Here is a 15,495-nt window from a genome sequence, read left to right as displayed (position 1 = left end):
GAATTCGCATGCCGATGTCCCCCAAGGTCGTCATGCGATAACGCAGCAGATCCCACTCCCCCCAAGTGGACTGCGAAACGGAAAACGCCCGCTCCCCACGGGCGTTTTTCTTTTGTCTGTACTTCTGTTTGTGTAGTTGGCTTTTCGCCTCGCTGCCCCTCATGGTGAGGAGGCGCGCAGCGCCGTCTCGAACCATGGGCTGGTGAAGCTGGAGCTTGGCGCCATCCTTCGAGACGCCGCGCTTTGCGCGGCTCCTCAGATGAGGGGGAGTTGGTAACCGCGCCAAATTACTTCGGCGGCGGGACCGTTTCGATCAGCTTGCCGGTGAACACGATCGGGCCCGTCGCAGAACCGGTCGGCGAACCACCTTCCGGTTCGACGGTGACAGCATAGGTCGCCTGATTGACCGTGTCCGGATCGTAAGCCGCAAGCGCTGCACGCGTCGTGAATTCATCGCTGCCGATCACGCCGAGCGAACGCGGCGCCTGGAATTTGTCGGACACGATCCACAATTCATAGCTCTTGCCGACCTGCGGCTCGGCGCCGACCTTGCGCACCGTAAAGTTCTTGGTCGCAGCATCGACAGTGAGAATGAAGGCCGGCGACGACGCGTCGGTCTGCAGCAGAGCGACATATTGCGACTGTGCGGCAGCAAGCTGGACCGGCGTCTGTACGGGCGCCTGCGCAACCTGTTCTGCCTTCGGACGCAGCGCGACCGGAAGTAGATCGGGGCGCGTCACCTGCACGCCGACCAAAGCGATCAGAGCAGCGGCGATCGCTGTCATCGCCGTCGCCACACCCTGCCAGCGTTGCGCACGGCGGGTGAGCGTGATGACATTGGAAGTGGCGGCTGGCGATGGCCCGCGCGCCGCTTCGATAGCAGGCGCTGCAGCGGGCTCCGGCGCCGATGGCAGGACCATTGATAGCTGCGCGCCGGACAGACCGATCGCGCTGCGGATATTCTCCCAGACTTGTGGGCCAGGCTCGACCATGCCCACCATCTGGTTGAGCGCCGAGAGCGCACGCTCCCACGACTCCACGACGACGGCGTAGTCCTTGTCTACCGCCATCATCTGCTCGACCTGCGCGCGCTCATCGGCATCCAGTGTGCCGAGCGCATATTCTGCAGCCAATGCGATATGGTCTTCGCTATAGTCCATCATGCGAGTCCCAGACATGCGCGGATGTCCAACATGCTCCGGCGCAGCCACGTTTTGACGGTGTTCACAGGCTTCTCGAATTTCACCGCGAGCTGTTCGCGGCTCCAGCCATTGTAGTAAGCGAGCAGTACGAGTTTCTGTCGTTCCGGTTCGAGCTGCCCGACACATTCGAGCAGACGCCGCAACTCTTCGGTCATCTCGCGACGCGCGAGCGGATCGGGTGTATCGGCGGCGACATCCATGGCGGACGGCTCTTCCTCTATCGACGTCTCGCCCTTCTTACGCACGACATCGATCGCGCGATTGCGCGCGATGGACGCCATCCATGTGATCGGCGAGGCAACACCGGGATTGAACTGGCCGGCGCTATTCCAGATCTTGATATAGACCTCCTGGATCACTTCCTCCGCGAGGTCCTGTCTGCGCAAGATACGGAGCACGACGCCGAACAGTTTCGCGCGTGTAGCGGTATAAAGCCGCTCGAATGCAGCTTCATCACCCTTTGCGACCGCGGCGAGCAGCCAAACCAATTCTGCCGGCGTCAGCATTCCGTCTCCTCGACCTCAAATTACCTTTCGCTGCGCGATCGGGTTCGCCCAGCGGTATTCGCGACTCGTAACATGAATACCGGCGCGCAGGCCATGACACTGTTCGCGTTGTGGACGGCACGCACGAAAAACCCGGACCTTGCGGCCCGGGTTTTTCAGATTCTAGCTACCGTCATTGCGAGGAGCCACTTGGCGACGAAGCAATCCAGAGGCACAAGCTAAGGAAGACTGGATTGCTTCGTCGCTGCGCTTCTCGCAATGACGAAGGTAATTAGGCGACCGCGCCGATGCGGGCGCGCATCAGACCGATGCTGTCAAGGTCGGCCTGCTCGCGGGCATTCTCCTCCTCGCGGGCACGGGCCTGGTCGCGCTCGTCGAGCAGCTCGACCTTCTTGAGTTCTTCGAAGGCTTCGCCGAGCAGCGCCTTGGCGTCCTCGAGCTGGCCACGCAATTCGTCGGCCGAGCGGGTCAGGTTTTCGCGACGCTGGATCGCGGCCTTGGCATAGGTGGGATAGGCGAAATGGGTGGGATCCTGGATACCGGCGCGATCCTGCTCGGTCTGGATCTCGCGTTCCAGATCCACCGACATGCGCTGGAAGTCGGCGATCATGCCTTCGATCTGATTAACGCGGCGGCGCTTCTCGTCGACCTGAAATTTCTTCAGGCGGATCAGTGTGTCACGTGACTTCATCGACTCATACTCCCCAGAAGTCCCTGTCTCACAGCGGGACAACGCCGGCCGCCCAAACAGGTGCGGCCGGCTGAATTCCTTGTCTGGCGATCATGATGGCGCGACAAAGTTAGCGTTCCGTTGCTGAAGTACCAACAATTTGGTGCAGTTGCTGGTATCCTTCCAGCAATCCACACACCTCGTCCTTGCGCTGCCGCAGGAATGCCTCGAGCGGCTCGTGCAGCTGAATCGCCTCGTCCACCTCCGGGCTGGAACCGGCGCGATAGGCGCCGAGGCGGATGAGTTCCTCCATGTCGGAATAAGTGGCCATGATCTGGCGCGCACGGGTGATGGTCGGGAGGTAAGCGGGATCGCAGGAGCGCGGCATGGTGCGCGAGACGGATTTGAGGATGTTGATCGCGGGATAGCGGCCGCGCTCGGCAATGCCGCGCTGCATCACGATATGGCCGTCCAGAATGCCGCGCACGGCGTCGGCCACAGGCTCGTTGTGGTCGTCGCCATCCACCAGCACCGTGAAGATGGCCGTGATGGAACCTTCGTCAGTGCCCGGCCCTGCCCGTTCCAGCAGCTTTGGAAGCTCTGTAAAGACGGTGGGCGTATAACCCTTGGCGGTGGGCGGCTCCCCAACAGACAGGCCGATCTCGCGCTGCGCCATGGCAAAACGCGTGACCGAGTCCATCATGCACATGACATCCTTGCCCTCGTCGCGGAAGAATTCCGAAATCGACATGGTGAGATAGGCGGCCTGGCGGCGCATCAGCGCCGGCTCATCCGACGTTGCGACCACGACCACGGCGCGGGCCAGACCCTCCTCGCCAAGATCCTCCTGCAGGAACTCCTGCACCTCGCGGCCACGTTCGCCGATCAGGCCGATCACGGAGACGTCGGCATCGACATTGCGTGCCAGCATGGACAGCAGAACCGATTTGCCGACGCCGGAACCGGCGAAAATGCCCATGCGCTGGCCGCGGCAGCAGGTGAGAAAGGTATTCATCGAGCGCACGCCGAGATCCAGCGGCGCACCGACGCGGTTACGCGAATGCGCCGGCGGCGGCGAGGCGCGGTAGGGCATCGGTGCCGGCCCCTGCGGCAGCGGTCCCTTGCCATCGATGGGCTCCCCCATCGCATTGACCACGCGGCCGAGCCAGGCGATCGACGGCCGCACCATGCTGGCGGCATTGGCGATGACGGCACGGCAGCCGCGGCGCACGCCCTCAAGCCCGGCGAACGGCATCACCACGGCGTTGTCGCCGGAGAAGCCGATCACCTCGGCCGGGATGAAGCGGTTGGTGCCGGTCTCGATGACGATGCGGGCGCCGACCGACATGGCATGGATGGGACCGGCGATCTCCACCATGAGACCACGCACGCCGACCACGCGTCCGTAGATATTAATGCCGTCGATATCGGCGAGTTGTTCAGCAAGTGCTTTCAAAGAATCTGGGCTTTCACGGAAGCTGCGCTGTCACGGAATATCGGCCTTCCCTGCCTTATGGTCGCCTTCAACGTGAACGCTTCGTAGCGAAAGCTTTAAAGTTTCGCCTTATTGCTGGCGTCCCCTTAACTCCGTGTTTACCCGCATCGTTAATCATTCGATCACTGTCTTGAATGACTGAGAGCATTTGCGCCGGCAGAATGCAGGGCGTGAATCGATGGGGTCGGTTAGCTTCGATTCCTTATGCGGAACTTGAGCGGACACGGTTACGAAAAGAGTCTTTGACGCAACATCTTACGGCGATTCGACAAAAATTGCACGATTAGAGCTTGCGCGGAAGAATCAGCATTTGTTAACCATATCCCGTCAGGATCCGAATCAGTTGTTCGTAGGCGTTTTTTGGTGCCGCAAGTATGGCGGCCGACCTGACGCCCACAGCGGCGACTAAAGGGGACTGGCATGCGCGTTTTGCTAATTGAAGATGATAGCGCTGTTGCGCAGTCGATTGAGCTGATGCTCAAATCCGAGAGCTTCAACGTCTACACGACGGATCTCGGAGAAGAGGGCGTCGATCTCGGCAAGCTCTACGATTACGATATTATCCTGCTCGATCTCAATCTCCCGGACATGTCCGGCTATGATGTGCTCAAGCAGCTGCGGGTCTCGAAGATCAAGACCCCGATCCTCATTCTCTCGGGCCTCGCCGGCATCGAGGACAAGGTCAAGGGTCTCGGCGTCGGCGCCGACGACTACATGACCAAGCCTTTCCACAAGGACGAGCTGGTTGCCCGCATTCATGCGATCGTGCGCCGCTCCAAGGGCCATGCCCAGTCGGTCATCCAGACCGGCGACCTGGTGGTCAATCTCGATACCAAGACGGTGGAAGTCGGCGGTCAGCGCGTCCATCTGACGGGCAAGGAATATCAGATGCTGGAGCTGCTCTCGCTCCGCAAGGGCACCACCCTCACCAAGGAAATGTTCCTGAACCACCTCTATGGTGGCATGGACGAGCCCGAGCTGAAGATCATCGACGTCTTCATCTGCAAACTCCGCAAGAAGCTGGCCAACGCTTCCGAAGGCCGCAACTTCATCGAAACGGTGTGGGGCCGCGGTTACGTGCTCCGCGAGCCGCACGAAGAAGAGATCCGCATCCCGGCGTAAGCCGACACTCCCCGAACGTTCTCATGAAAACCCCGCCGCAAGGCGGGGTTTTTGTTTGTGGTAATGAACTCTCCCCCTACCAGCCGCGACGAATGCAAGGCATGGCATCGGACGATGTCGCGTGAGATGCATTCGGGGGCGTGATGGTTCTGCAATCCCTGGCCGGGCTGCCGGCCTTCCTGGTCTATTTCTGCACCGGCATCGTCGCCGTGATGCTGTATCTGTTCGTCTATCTGCGCGCGACATCGCATGACGAGTTCGCACTCATCCGCAATGACTGCGCGCCTGCCGCGATTGCGCTCGGATTGAGCCTGCTCGGCTTCGTGCTGCCGGTGGCCAGCGCGATCGTGCATTCGGCCAATGTGATCGACTGCCTGATCTGGGCGGTGATCGCGCTGATCGTGCAGATCGCCGTCTATTTCATTTTGCGCATCCCGGTGACGAAACTGTCCGATCGCATTGCCGAGGGACGGATGGCGCCAGCCCTGTGGCTCGGCCTCGCCTCGCTTGCGGCCGGCGTGCTGAATGCCGCCTCCATGGTGTATTCGCCATGACGAATGCGAGCATCGATAATTTCAAGAAGCGCAATCCACGGCGGCCGCCCGTCGAGGAACCGGCGCAGAAAAGGTCGCATCATATCGCATTGCTGCTGATGGGCACGATGGCCGTCGGCGGCAGCGCCTATGCGCTGATGCCACACGAAAAATGCGACACGACCCAGCCGATGACATCGGAAGAGCGGCTGCAATGCGTGCAGCGGAACGGGTCGTCATCGTCGTCGAGTGGGCACAGCTATTCCGGCAGCGGTTCGTCCTGGAGCAGCTCGGGCAGCAGCTCGTCGTCCGGACGCAGTAATTTTGCCAGTAATACTTCATCATCGAGTTCCGGTCTTTCGGCGGCATCATCGAGCAGCAGTCATGTGGCGCGCAGCGGCTTCGGCTCGTTCGGCTCGCATTTCTCCGGCGGCGGCTGATGCAGCGGATCACCTGCACCGAACGCGACGACTGGCAGGACACCGCGGCCAGCATGGGCTTCGCCTTCCACACCGATGCCGGCGAACGCTATTGGGATGAGCGCGCTTATTATGCCTTCACGCTCGACGAAATCGAGCAGCAGATCGAAGGACCGACGGCCGAGCTGAATGCCATGTGCCGCGAGCTTGTCGGCCGCGCTGTAAAGGATGAGCGCTATCTGCAGCTCCTGAAGATTCCCAAAGCCTATTGGACCTATATCGCGGCGAGCTGGCAGCGCAACGAGCCGAGCCTCTATGGCCGCTTCGACTTCTGCTTCGATGGCAAGGGCACGGCGAAACTGCTCGAATACAATGCGGATACGCCGACGTCGTTGTTCGAAGCGGCTGTGTTTCAATGGACATGGCTCGAACAGGCGATCGCGCGGCAGATCATTCCGAAGCGCGCGGATCAATATAACTCGCTGCACGAGAAAATGATCGAGGCCTGGCGCAAGATCGGTGCCGGCAAGAGACTGCATCTCGCGGCCGGCATGGACAGCGCCGAGGATCGCGGCACGGTTCAGTATCTCGCTGATGTCGCGCAACAGGGCGGCCTGTCGCCGGAGCTGATCGACATCACCGAGATCGGCTACACCGACGCCGGCCATTTCGTCGATCTCAAGGACCAGCCGATCGAGCTGCTGTTCAAGCTCTATCCGTGGGAGTGGATGTTCCGCGAAACATTCGGCGGCAAGCTCAAGGGCGCATCAACGCGCTGGATCGAGCCGCCATGGAAGGCGATCCTCTCCAACAAAGGCATCCTGCCGATGCTGTGGTCGATGTTTCCCAACCATCCCAATCTGCTGCCGGCCTATTTCGATGATGATGCAGCGGCCAGCGAACTCGGCACATCCTATGTGCGCAAGCCGCTCTATTCGCGCGAAGGCGCAAATGTGACGCTGGTGAGCGGCGGCAATGCCATCGATGCGCAGCCGGGGCCCTATGGCGAGGAAGGCTATATCCGGCAGATGTTGATGCCGTTGCCGAATTTCTCCGGCAACTATCCGGTGATCGGCAGTTGGCTGGTGGACGAGGTGCCGTGCGGGCTCTCGATCCGCGAGGATGAGAACCCGATCACGGGCAATACGTCACGCTTTGTGCCGCATGCGATTTTGTGACGTGAGATCGGGTGAGCTCAATCTGTCACCACCCGCGAAAGCGAGTGATCCAGTAAGCGCTATGCAGAGTAATTAACGTCAGCCGACCGTGTCTACTGGATCGCCCGGTCAAGCCGGGCGACGACAGCCTCAGAGGTCAGCGCATCATGCTCAACGCGCCGGCATCGCCGTCTTCAGACCCACCGGGGCCATCGACGGCACGATCGACGGCGCGGCGCGCATGGCGGTCGGGCGATACAGGCCGCGCTTGTCGGCATGGGGCTTGAAAGCGTCGGTGAGACCGACCACCGTCTCCGCAGCGCCGAGCGCGAGGAAGCCATCGGGCTCCATGCATTTGGCGAGGCGGCCAAAGATCTGCGACTTCATGTCCTGATCGAAATAGATCAGCACGTTGCGGCAGAAGATGATGTCGAACTTGCCCATATGCGAGAAGTCGGTCAGCAGGTTCAGCGGCTTGTACTGAATCATGGCGCGCAGTTCGGGCGCGATCTGCCAGAGGTCGCCGGTCTGCTTGAAATACTTCACCAGCAGCTGGATCGGCAGCCCGCGCTGCACTTCGAACTGCGTGTAGATGCCGGCCTTCGACTTCTCCAGCACCTGCTGCGAGATGTCGGTGCCGATGATCTCGATACGCCAGCCGGAGAGCTGTGCGCTCATTTCCTTGATCACCATGGCGATCGAGTAAGGCTCCTGCCCCGTTGAGGCAGCGGCGCACCAGATGCGCAGGCTGCGGCGGGCGCTGCGCGCCTGGATCATCTCCGGCAGCACCACGTCGCGCAGATGGTCGAACGGCATCTTGTCGCGGAAGAAGAAGGTCTCGTTGGTGGTCATCGCCTCGACCACGTCGCCGGCCAGCAGTGAATTGCCGCCCTTGATCTTCTGCACGAGATCATCGATGCCGTTGAGATTGGCCTTGCGGGCCAGCGGCACCAGGCGGCTCTCGACCAGATATTGCTTGTCCGCCGACAGATCCAGGCCGGACTTTTCCTTCAGGAACTTGCGGAGGAAATCGTAATCGGCGGGGGTCATGAACGATCTCCAGAAAACAGGCGGGTAATTTTTGCGCCGATCTGATTAAGCGGCAGAATGGCGGAGCAGATGCCGGCATTGGCGGCCGCACCGGGCATGCCCCAGACAACGCTGGTGGCTTCATCCTGCGCAATCACATTGCCCCCGGCAGCGACGACTTCCTTGCCGCCGCGCATGCCGTCGGAGCCCATGCCGGTCAGCACCACGGCGAGCACGCCGCCCTGCCAGACATCGATACCCGAGGTGAACAGCGGATCCACTGCGGGCTTACAGAAATTCACGGGCGGGCCGTCATCGAGCGCGATGACGATATTGGCGCCCTGCTTCGCAGCGCGCATATGCTTGCCGCCGGGTGCGAGATAGATCGTGCCGGGTTTGACGAGTTCGCCGTCGATGCCCTCATGCGCCGGGCGCTTGCTGGCGCGGGCGAGATGTTCGGCGAGAATGGTGGTGAAGGTCGGTGGCATGTGCTGGGTGATCAGCACCGGCACGCGATCGATGACCGAACCGATCTCGGCGACCAGCGCCATGAGCGCCTGCGGACCGCCGGTGGATGAACCGATCAACAGCGCACGCGGCATGCTCGGGCTGAACGGACGCGTCACCACTTTCGACGACACAGCAGCAGCGACAGGCGCCAGCGCGGGACGCGCGGCGGGCGCAGCCGGTGCAGCGTGCGTTGCCGGGGCGATCGATGGGCTGGTCACGGACTTCAGGCGGCGAACGCGCGCACCGAGACTGCGGATCTTCTGCAGCAGATCGTGCTTGAACACATCGGCTGCGGAGATTTCACGCGTGCTTTCGGGCTTCGGAATGTAGTCGGCGGCGCCGAGCGACATCGCCTTGAAGCTGATCTCGGCATTCCGGCGCGTCAGCGTCGATGCCATGATGACGACGAGGTTGCGCTTCTTCGCCAGCAGCTGCGGCAGCGCGGAGATGCCGTCGAGGTCGGGCATTTCGATGTCGAGGATGGCGACGTCCGGGCTGATGCGCTCGACCTGGTTGACTGCATCGAGACCGGTTCGGAGCGAGCCGACCACCGTCATATCCGGCTCAGCATCGATCCATCGCGAGATCAGGCCGCGAATGACCACGGAGTCATCCACCACCATCACACGCAATGGCTCATAACGCGACTCGGCCGCAGCCGGACTCATCACAGCAACACTCATCAACCCACCAAACGCAACTAACGCAACAAATGCACTTCATCATAAAGGCATTAACTAAAAAGAATCGCGCCGGTACTTGAATCCGTACCGACGCGAAAAATCAGATCAAGCCGACTTCGGCGAACTTCGCAGAGACGATATCCTTGTCGAACGGCTTCATGATGTATTCGTTGGCACCGGCATGCAGCGCGCGTGCAATATGCGCGACGTCATTCTCGGTGGTGCAGAACACGACCTTCGGCACGTCGCCGCCAGGCATCCGGCGCAGATTGCGCAGGAATTCGTAGCCGTCCATCACGGGCATATTCCAGTCGAGCAGCACGGCATCGGGAAGCGTGTGCTTGCACATTTCCAGCGCCTTCTCGCCGTCCTCAGCTTCGGTGATCTCGAATTCGAGACCTTCGAGGATGCGTCGAGCAACCTTGCGGATGACGCTGGAGTCATCGACAACCAGACATGTCTTCATGTGAGCCTCACTTTCATGTCCCTAACGGGACATTTCCTCCGCGGACAGGATCGTCCAATAGCTGATCTTTATTAATGCATGATCTTTCCCCGAAAACCGGAAGCCGCTTTTCGGGATCATGCTTTACGCGGCCAGCTTGTCAGTCGGAATTTCGAGCACGCGATCAACGTCCAGCACGACCATCAGCTGGCCATCGAGGCGATGAACGCCGTCGGCCATCTTCGCCATGCGCGGATCGAGATTGACGGGGTTCACTTCGCGGCTGTCATCGGCAAGCTTCAACACTTCGCCGATGGAGTCGATCAGCAGACCGTAGGATTCGCCGCGCAGCTCGACGCCGACCGCCATCGGCGGCTTGCCATCGGTGTTCTTCGGCAAGCCAAGACGCGAGCGCATGTCGATCGCAGTAACGATGCGGCCGCGCAGATTGAGCACGCCGGCGACGTCGCTGGAGGCCAGCGGCACGCGGGTCAGGCGCTCGGGCATGAACACGTCCTGCACACGCGAGATCGGCATGCCGAACAGCTGGCCTCCGATCATGGTGGTGACGTATTCGGTGACGGCGCCGTCGGCGGTGTGGGTCACGTTGGTGGTGGTCATGTCGATTCCCCTTAAGCCGCCTGCTGCACTTCAGTCGTCTGTTCCTTCAGCGCGGCAATCAGGCCGGGCCGATCGAACTTGGCGACATAGTCGTGGAAGCCGGCCTGACGGCCGCGCTCGATGGCGGCCGGCGAGATCATCGCAGAGAGCGCGATGATCGGCGTCTGGCCGTATTTCTGATCCGAGCGGATGGTCTCGGCGAATTCGAAGCCGTTCATGTCGGGCATTTCGATATCGGTGAGGATGACATCGAATTCCTGACCCGAGCGCAGGACGGTGAGACCTTCCTGAGCATTGGTGGCGGTGCGGACCTTGTAGCCCGCCGCCTTCAGAACCGGCGACAGCATGTTGCGGAAGAAGGCACTGTCATCGACCAACAGCACCGACTGTGCCGATGCCGAGACACGCATTTCTTTGCGCGAGAACCAATCCGAGAAAGCCATCGGCAGGAAGTGACCGACATCGATGACTTCGGTGGCGAGGCCCTTGATCACGGCAGAGCCGAGGATGCCTTCGCGGCCCGAAGCTACTTCGATATGCAGGCGCTCTTCGACGATATCGACGATCTCATCGACCACGAGGCCCATGGAGCGACCGTCGTCGGCGAAGACCAGGATCGGCTGGGTGCCGGATGTGCGAACGGTGACGTTCTCCATCTGCACCAGCGGCATCAGCTGATCGCGATACTGGACCATGTAGCGGCCGTTCGACAGTTCGACCTTGTCGACGCCGATCTCTTCGAGACGGGTGACGAGGCCGAGCGGCACCGCCTTCGGCTGCGACGAGCCGGCGCGGAACACCAGCAGCGAGGTCAGCTGCTCGGCACCCAGAGCGCGGGCCGCGGCGTTCTCGTCGGCGATCTCGCCCATGTTCGACGCCTGCGCGCCGAGTTCCTGCGCGATACCGTTCGGATCGACGATCATGATCACGGCGCCGTCACCGAGAATGGTGTTGCCCGAGAACATGTTGATGTGGCGCAGCTTCGTGGACATCGGCTTGACGACGATTTCTTCGGTGTGGAAGACGCCGTCCACGACGATACCGAAGGTCTGGTTGCCGACTTGCGTGACGACAATGAAGCCGTTCTCCGGATCGGCCGACGAACCGTCATCGATATGCAGGAGCTTCTTCAGATGCATGAGCGGCAGCAGCTTGTTGCGCAGGCGGAGCACCGGAGTGTCCTTGATGCGCTCGATGCGATGTTCGGAGTTGGCGCGCGCACGCACCAGCTCGACCACTGCGAGCTGCGGGATCGCAAAGCGATCGCCACCGGCTTCAACGATCAGTGCAGACACGATAGCGAGCGTCAGCGGGATCTTGATGGTGACGCTGGAGCCCTCGCCGGCCACCGACTTGATGTCGATAGTACCGCCGATCTGATCGATATTGGTACGCACCACGTCCATGCCGACGCCGCGACCCGACACGCTGGTGACAGCGGCAGCGGTCGAGAAGCCCGGCGCGAAGATGAACTTGTGGATCTGCGCTTCCGTCATCTTTTCGATGTCGGCTTCGGTCGCAAGACCGTTCGAGATCGCTTTCGCCTTGATCCGCTCGGTGTTGAGACCGCGGCCGTTGTCGGCGATACAGATCAGGATGTGGCCGCCTTCATGATAGGCGGACAGACGGATCGTGCCCTGCTCCGGCTTGCCTTCGGCAGCGCGCTCGGCCGGGGTCTCGAGACCGTGATCCGCCGAGTTACGCACCATATGCGTCAGCGGATCCTTGATGAGGTCGAGCACCTGGCGATCGAGTTCGGTGTCGGCGCCGTGCATTTCGAGTTCGATCTGCTTGCCGAGTTCACCGGCGAGATCGCGGACGATGCGCGGCAGCTTCTGCCAGGCATTGCCGATCGGCTGCATGCGCGTCTTCATGACGCCGTCCTGCAATTCGGCCGTCACCGTGGACAGACGCTGCAGCGGCACCTTGAATTCGGTATCTTCGTGACGACGCGAAATTTCGAGCAGCTGGTTGCGGGTCAGCACCAGCTCCGAGACCATGGTCATCAGATGTTCGAGCGTATCGACATTGACGCGGATCGACTGGTTGGCGACCTTGTCGGCACCTTCCGGATGATCGACCTCGACGGCGGTCTTCTTCTTGGCGGCGGGCGCAGCTGCCGGCTTGGCGACAGGCTTCACCTCAGCCACCGGAGCCGCTGCCACCACAGGTGCTGGCGCTGGCGCCACCGGCGGAGCGGCCACGACCGGATGGAGTTCGGTTTCGGTTTCCTGGAAGGCGCGCTCCAGTTCGTCGAGCGAGACTTCGCCCGGACGCAGTTCGCGCTCCAGGGCCTGTACAACCAGCGGCGCGTCGGCAACGGGTGCAGGCGCAGCCTGTTCGGAAGCCGGGTTGTTCATCGCTTCCATGCCCTTTTCGACCATGTGATGAAGCTCGCCGATGAGGTCTTCATCGACCCCCTCCGGTTCTGCCTCTGTCGCCTCGAGCTGGCCGAGGATGTCTTTGATGCGATCGATGGTGGTCAGGATCAGCGTTACCGCCTCTCCCGTCACGGGCATCCCATCGCGGAATTTACCCATGAGCGTTTCGGCGGCATGAGCCAGCGCCTCCAAACGAGGCAGGCCGAGGAAGCCGCAAGTACCTTTAATCGTATGAACAAGACGAAAAATATTATCGAGAATTTTCGCGTTATTCGGATCCTGTTCGAAGCGGACCAGCTGATTATCAACCGTGTCCAGGCTCTCGTTGGTTTCCGTCAAAAACTCGCGGAGGAGATCATCCATGAAAGTAGGCCTTCACACAATCGGAGCCCGCGCCGTCGCGTGACCCTTATCGAAGTAGTGCTACTCTCGCCGCAAAGCGTTTAATATTAGTTGAGCATTCCGAGAAAGACCGAACGACACCGCTCGAACCAAACCGCAACAACGAAAACGGGCCGCCTCAATGGGCAGCCCGTAAAGAGTTCGTTAAGTTAGCAGCGCCGCCGCGTCATCAGGCCGCGGTCACCACGGCCGCCTCGTTCTCCAGCACCATCGTGATTTTCAGTGCAGTCCCTTGCGCGAGCAGGCGCGTATAATACGGCTGCACAGCATGGGCATCGATATTGCCGACCTGCTCGGCGGTGAGCATGTCGACGATGTTCTGCGGCAGGCGCGCATTCATACCGGTCGCGGTGATACGGAAGCCCGTGGGTTCGCCTTCGCCGATCGGATCGACCTTGAGCAAGCCGCCGCGCGGAATCGTCTGCTGTGCAATGATCAGCATGTTGAGCAGCAGCTTCACCTTGTTCTTCGGCAGCAGCAGGCGCGGCAGATTCCACTCGATCTTGGTCTTGTTATCTTCCAGGTGACCGCGCGCCATGTTCTGCGCATCGCCAAGGTCGATCACCGCACCGGCCGAACCGGCCGCACCGAAAGCGAGACGGCAGAACTGCAGACGCGCCGAGGCCGTCTTTGCGCTCTTGCGGATGAGGTCGAGCGCGAATTCCTTGTCCTCGGGCTTGGGATTGTCATCGAGCACTTCGAGCCCGTTGACGATGGCGCCGACCGGGCTGATCAGATCGTGACAGACGCGTGACGACAGCAGGGCTGCGAGTTCGAGTGCGTCGGGTGCCGGACCGGGCGTAGATGCATCAGACATGAGGTAGGCTCCTGAAGCCGCACGAATGAACGGCGAATCAAACATTTGCTCTTTGGTTTGATACACTGCACAGATCAGGCCGGCCACCGCCGGGCCTGTGCCCTTAATGGGCGAGGAAACAGCCAAAATTACGAGCGAGACACGAAAGCTTGCCATGACCGCCGATTCGCTTCCGCATCTGGACATCGACAGTGCAGCCGCATTGCTGGAGCCGCTGACACACCTCGCAGCACAGGCTGGCGCCGCCATTCTCGCCGTGAACCGCAGCGCGATGACAGTGGATGACAAGTCCGACGGCTCACCGGTGACGCAGGCGGACCTCGCTGCGGACCGCGTGATTTGTGAGGGCCTGACACGGTTGTTTCCGGGCATCCCCACGCTGTCCGAGGAGCGGCTGCATCTCGCCCAGCCGCCTTATGCCGGTGCACTGTTCCTGATCGACCCCCTCGACGGCACCAAGGAGTTCGTCGCAGGGCGGCAGGAATTCACCGTCAATATCGCGCTGATCGTCGATGGCGCGCCGCTGCTCGGCATTGTCGGCGCTCCCGCGCTCGGGCTGATCTGGCGCGGCCTGGTGGGGCGCGGCGCCGAAAGGCTGGAGATCAAGCCGGACCTCTCTATCGGCAAAGTGGCAGCCATCAGGGCACGCCGTATGCCTGCCACGGGCCAGCCCTGGGTCGCTGCGGTCAGCCGCTCCCATGGCGATATCCGCAGCGAGGCCTTCATTGCCAGCCGGCCGGGTGCAGTGCGTCAGGAATTTGGCTCGGCGCTGAAATTCTGTAGGGTGGCCGAGGGCCAGGCCGACATCTATCCGCGCCTGTCCCCCACCTGCGAATGGGACGTGGCGGCAGGCCATGCGGTGGTTGTCGCTGCCGGTGGCCATGTGGCGGACAGCCACGGCCAGCCGCTGCATTTCGGCGGCCGGCGTGAGGATTTCATCGTCCCGGAATTCATCGCCTGGGGCGAGCGGGGAGCGCAGGCTTAACGCGCCAGCGTTTCCTGCAGGATCGGCCACTGTTTGCGCGCCACCGGCAGGAATTTGTCAGGCGCAGCGGCAAAAGCCGCGCGGGTGTCTTCGCGGCCGAACAGATAGAGCCGCTGACCGGCCACCAGCCAGAACCGCGGATTGCCCGCAATCGTCACGCCCCGCGCCATATCCACGGGATCATAGCCACCGAATTGCGGCCCATAGACTTCGGGATGCTTGGCGAATTCCGCACGATTACCTTCGTTGCGGAACCGCCAGACGGCGCCATCTTCGGTCAGTTCATAATCCGGCAGACCTGCCAGCGCGTTCGATTCGGTGAAATAGGCGACGGGATCGAAACCGCCAATTGCCAGACCGGTGTAGCGATCGGTGACCACGCGCTCATTGGTTCCGGCCCATATCGGGGTGCAAAGGCTCGAAATCAGCCAGATCAAGGCAATTCCGCGGCCAAACTCACACCAATCCCGCCGTTGTGCCGTCATAGTTCATACCGATATTATGGAGACTCGGGGACA

Annotated in this window: 16 protein-coding genes; 5 read left to right on the top strand and 11 right to left on the bottom strand. The window is 61.4% G+C overall.

Annotated elements, in window-relative coordinates; translation table 11 throughout:
• Positions 1 to 287: 287 nt before the first annotated feature.
• The 4 genes from ACIQ2A_RS04140 to fliI form a co-directional block, all read right to left on the bottom strand.
• Positions 288 to 1,160 carry an anti-sigma factor domain-containing protein gene (locus ACIQ2A_RS04140; protein WP_398476174.1) on the bottom strand — a complete coding sequence of 291 codons (873 nt, stop codon included), beginning with the start codon at positions 1,158 to 1,160 and terminating at the stop codon, positions 288 to 290.
• Positions 1,160 to 1,708 carry a sigma-70 family RNA polymerase sigma factor gene (locus tag ACIQ2A_RS04135; RefSeq protein ID WP_398476058.1) on the bottom strand — a complete coding sequence of 183 codons (549 nt, stop codon included), beginning with the start codon at positions 1,706 to 1,708 and terminating at the stop codon, positions 1,160 to 1,162. Before ACIQ2A_RS04135 ends, ACIQ2A_RS04140 begins: the two co-directional genes overlap by 1 nt.
• A gap of 271 nt (positions 1,709 to 1,979) precedes the next feature.
• Complete coding sequence (gene fliJ / locus ACIQ2A_RS04130) at positions 1,980 to 2,399, bottom strand: flagellar export protein FliJ (protein WP_211912366.1); 420 nt, start codon at positions 2,397 to 2,399, stop codon at positions 1,980 to 1,982.
• Positions 2,400 to 2,508: 109 nt separating this feature from the next.
• Positions 2,509 to 3,834, bottom strand: a complete 1,326-nt coding sequence (fliI, locus tag ACIQ2A_RS04125; RefSeq protein WP_398476055.1) for a flagellar protein export ATPase FliI — start codon at positions 3,832 to 3,834, stop codon at positions 2,509 to 2,511.
• Between the two features lie 459 nt (positions 3,835 to 4,293).
• On the opposite strand from fliI, the gene ctrA reads away from it, so the two are divergent.
• The 4 genes from ctrA (at position 4,294) to ACIQ2A_RS04105 (ending at position 7,125) form a co-directional block, all read left to right on the top strand.
• A complete protein-coding gene (gene ctrA, locus ACIQ2A_RS04120) occupies positions 4,294 to 4,995 on the top strand; it encodes a response regulator transcription factor CtrA (protein ID WP_068737116.1) in 702 nt (233 codons plus the stop codon).
• A gap of 143 nt (positions 4,996 to 5,138) precedes the next feature.
• Positions 5,139 to 5,549, top strand: a complete 411-nt coding sequence (locus ACIQ2A_RS04115; protein WP_398476052.1) for a DUF350 domain-containing protein — start codon at positions 5,139 to 5,141, stop codon at positions 5,547 to 5,549.
• Positions 5,546 to 5,968 (top strand): hypothetical protein, encoded by a 423-nt coding sequence (locus ACIQ2A_RS04110; RefSeq protein WP_398476050.1) that lies wholly within the window; start codon positions 5,546 to 5,548, stop codon positions 5,966 to 5,968. Before ACIQ2A_RS04115 ends, ACIQ2A_RS04110 begins: the two co-directional genes overlap by 4 nt.
• On the top strand, positions 5,968 to 7,125 hold the full coding sequence (locus ACIQ2A_RS04105; protein ID WP_398476048.1) for a glutathionylspermidine synthase family protein: 1,158 nt from the start codon (positions 5,968 to 5,970) through the stop codon (positions 7,123 to 7,125). The genes ACIQ2A_RS04110 and ACIQ2A_RS04105 overlap by 1 nt, the downstream gene beginning before the upstream one ends.
• 150 nt (positions 7,126 to 7,275) lie before the next feature.
• On the opposite strand, the gene ACIQ2A_RS04100 is transcribed toward ACIQ2A_RS04105, so the two are convergent.
• From ACIQ2A_RS04100 to chpT, 6 genes are all read right to left on the bottom strand, one after another.
• On the bottom strand, positions 7,276 to 8,154 hold the full coding sequence (locus ACIQ2A_RS04100) for a CheR family methyltransferase (RefSeq protein WP_398476046.1): 879 nt from the start codon (positions 8,152 to 8,154) through the stop codon (positions 7,276 to 7,278).
• Entirely contained in the window at positions 8,151 to 9,326 is a 1,176-nt protein-coding gene (locus ACIQ2A_RS04095) for a chemotaxis response regulator protein-glutamate methylesterase (protein ID WP_398476044.1), read from the bottom strand. Before ACIQ2A_RS04095 ends, ACIQ2A_RS04100 begins: the two co-directional genes overlap by 4 nt.
• A gap of 100 nt (positions 9,327 to 9,426) precedes the next feature.
• Positions 9,427 to 9,792, bottom strand: coding sequence for a PleD family two-component system response regulator (locus tag ACIQ2A_RS04090; protein WP_398476043.1), 366 nt, complete (start codon positions 9,790 to 9,792; stop codon positions 9,427 to 9,429).
• Positions 9,793 to 9,915: 123 nt separating this feature from the next.
• A complete protein-coding gene (locus ACIQ2A_RS04085; RefSeq protein WP_398476041.1) occupies positions 9,916 to 10,392 on the bottom strand; it encodes a chemotaxis protein CheW in 477 nt (158 codons plus the stop codon).
• Positions 10,393 to 10,403: 11 nt separating this feature from the next.
• Positions 10,404 to 13,136, bottom strand: a complete 2,733-nt coding sequence (locus ACIQ2A_RS04080; RefSeq protein WP_398476039.1) for a chemotaxis protein CheW — start codon at positions 13,134 to 13,136, stop codon at positions 10,404 to 10,406.
• A gap of 208 nt (positions 13,137 to 13,344) precedes the next feature.
• The gene (chpT, locus tag ACIQ2A_RS04075) at positions 13,345 to 13,992 is read right to left on the bottom strand and encodes a histidine phosphotransferase ChpT (RefSeq protein ID WP_398476036.1); all 648 of its coding nucleotides are present in this window, start codon (positions 13,990 to 13,992) and stop codon (positions 13,345 to 13,347) included.
• Positions 13,993 to 14,146: 154 nt separating this feature from the next.
• Between chpT and cysQ the strand changes: the two genes are divergently transcribed.
• Positions 14,147 to 14,977, top strand: coding sequence for a 3'(2'),5'-bisphosphate nucleotidase CysQ (gene cysQ, locus ACIQ2A_RS04070; protein WP_398476034.1), 831 nt, complete (start codon positions 14,147 to 14,149; stop codon positions 14,975 to 14,977).
• Here the strand turns inward: cysQ and ACIQ2A_RS04065 are convergent.
• Positions 14,974 to 15,462: a YHS domain-containing (seleno)protein gene (locus ACIQ2A_RS04065; protein WP_398476032.1), complete on the bottom strand. Its 489-nt coding sequence runs from the start codon at positions 15,460 to 15,462 to the stop codon at positions 14,974 to 14,976. The two genes, cysQ and ACIQ2A_RS04065, sit on opposite strands and share 4 nt — an antisense overlap.
• Between the last annotated feature and the right edge of the window lie 33 nt (positions 15,463 to 15,495).

The sequence above is a fragment of the Tardiphaga sp. genome, assembly GCF_044336785.1.
In the GTDB taxonomy this organism is placed as follows: Bacteria; Pseudomonadota; Alphaproteobacteria; order Rhizobiales; family Xanthobacteraceae; genus Tardiphaga.
This window is presented reverse-complemented; position numbering and strand designations above follow the sequence as displayed.

Coding starts and splice junctions, on each gene's coding strand:
- ACIQ2A_RS04105 (WP_398476048.1), top strand. CDS start 5,968: ATGCAGCGGATCACCTGCACCGAACGCGACGACTGGCAGGACACCGCG.
- ACIQ2A_RS04085 (WP_398476041.1), bottom strand. CDS start 10,392: ATGACCACCACCAACGTGACCCACACCGCCGACGGCGCCGTCACCGAA.
- ACIQ2A_RS04140 (WP_398476174.1), bottom strand. CDS start 1,160: ATGGACTATAGCGAAGACCATATCGCATTGGCTGCAGAATATGCGCTC.
- ctrA (WP_068737116.1), top strand. CDS start 4,294: ATGCGCGTTTTGCTAATTGAAGATGATAGCGCTGTTGCGCAGTCGATT.
- cysQ (WP_398476034.1), top strand. CDS start 14,147: ATGACCGCCGATTCGCTTCCGCATCTGGACATCGACAGTGCAGCCGCA.
- chpT (WP_398476036.1), bottom strand. CDS start 13,992: ATGTCTGATGCATCTACGCCCGGTCCGGCACCCGACGCACTCGAACTC.
- ACIQ2A_RS04090 (WP_398476043.1), bottom strand. CDS start 9,792: ATGAAGACATGTCTGGTTGTCGATGACTCCAGCGTCATCCGCAAGGTT.
- ACIQ2A_RS04135 (WP_398476058.1), bottom strand. CDS start 1,708: ATGCTGACGCCGGCAGAATTGGTTTGGCTGCTCGCCGCGGTCGCAAAG.
- ACIQ2A_RS04065 (WP_398476032.1), bottom strand. CDS start 15,462: ATGACGGCACAACGGCGGGATTGGTGTGAGTTTGGCCGCGGAATTGCC.
- ACIQ2A_RS04110 (WP_398476050.1), top strand. CDS start 5,546: ATGACGAATGCGAGCATCGATAATTTCAAGAAGCGCAATCCACGGCGG.
- ACIQ2A_RS04095 (WP_398476044.1), bottom strand. CDS start 9,326: ATGAGTGTTGCTGTGATGAGTCCGGCTGCGGCCGAGTCGCGTTATGAG.
- ACIQ2A_RS04100 (WP_398476046.1), bottom strand. CDS start 8,154: ATGACCCCCGCCGATTACGATTTCCTCCGCAAGTTCCTGAAGGAAAAG.
- fliJ (WP_211912366.1), bottom strand. CDS start 2,399: ATGAAGTCACGTGACACACTGATCCGCCTGAAGAAATTTCAGGTCGAC.
- ACIQ2A_RS04080 (WP_398476039.1), bottom strand. CDS start 13,136: ATGGATGATCTCCTCCGCGAGTTTTTGACGGAAACCAACGAGAGCCTG.
- ACIQ2A_RS04115 (WP_398476052.1), top strand. CDS start 5,139: ATGGTTCTGCAATCCCTGGCCGGGCTGCCGGCCTTCCTGGTCTATTTC.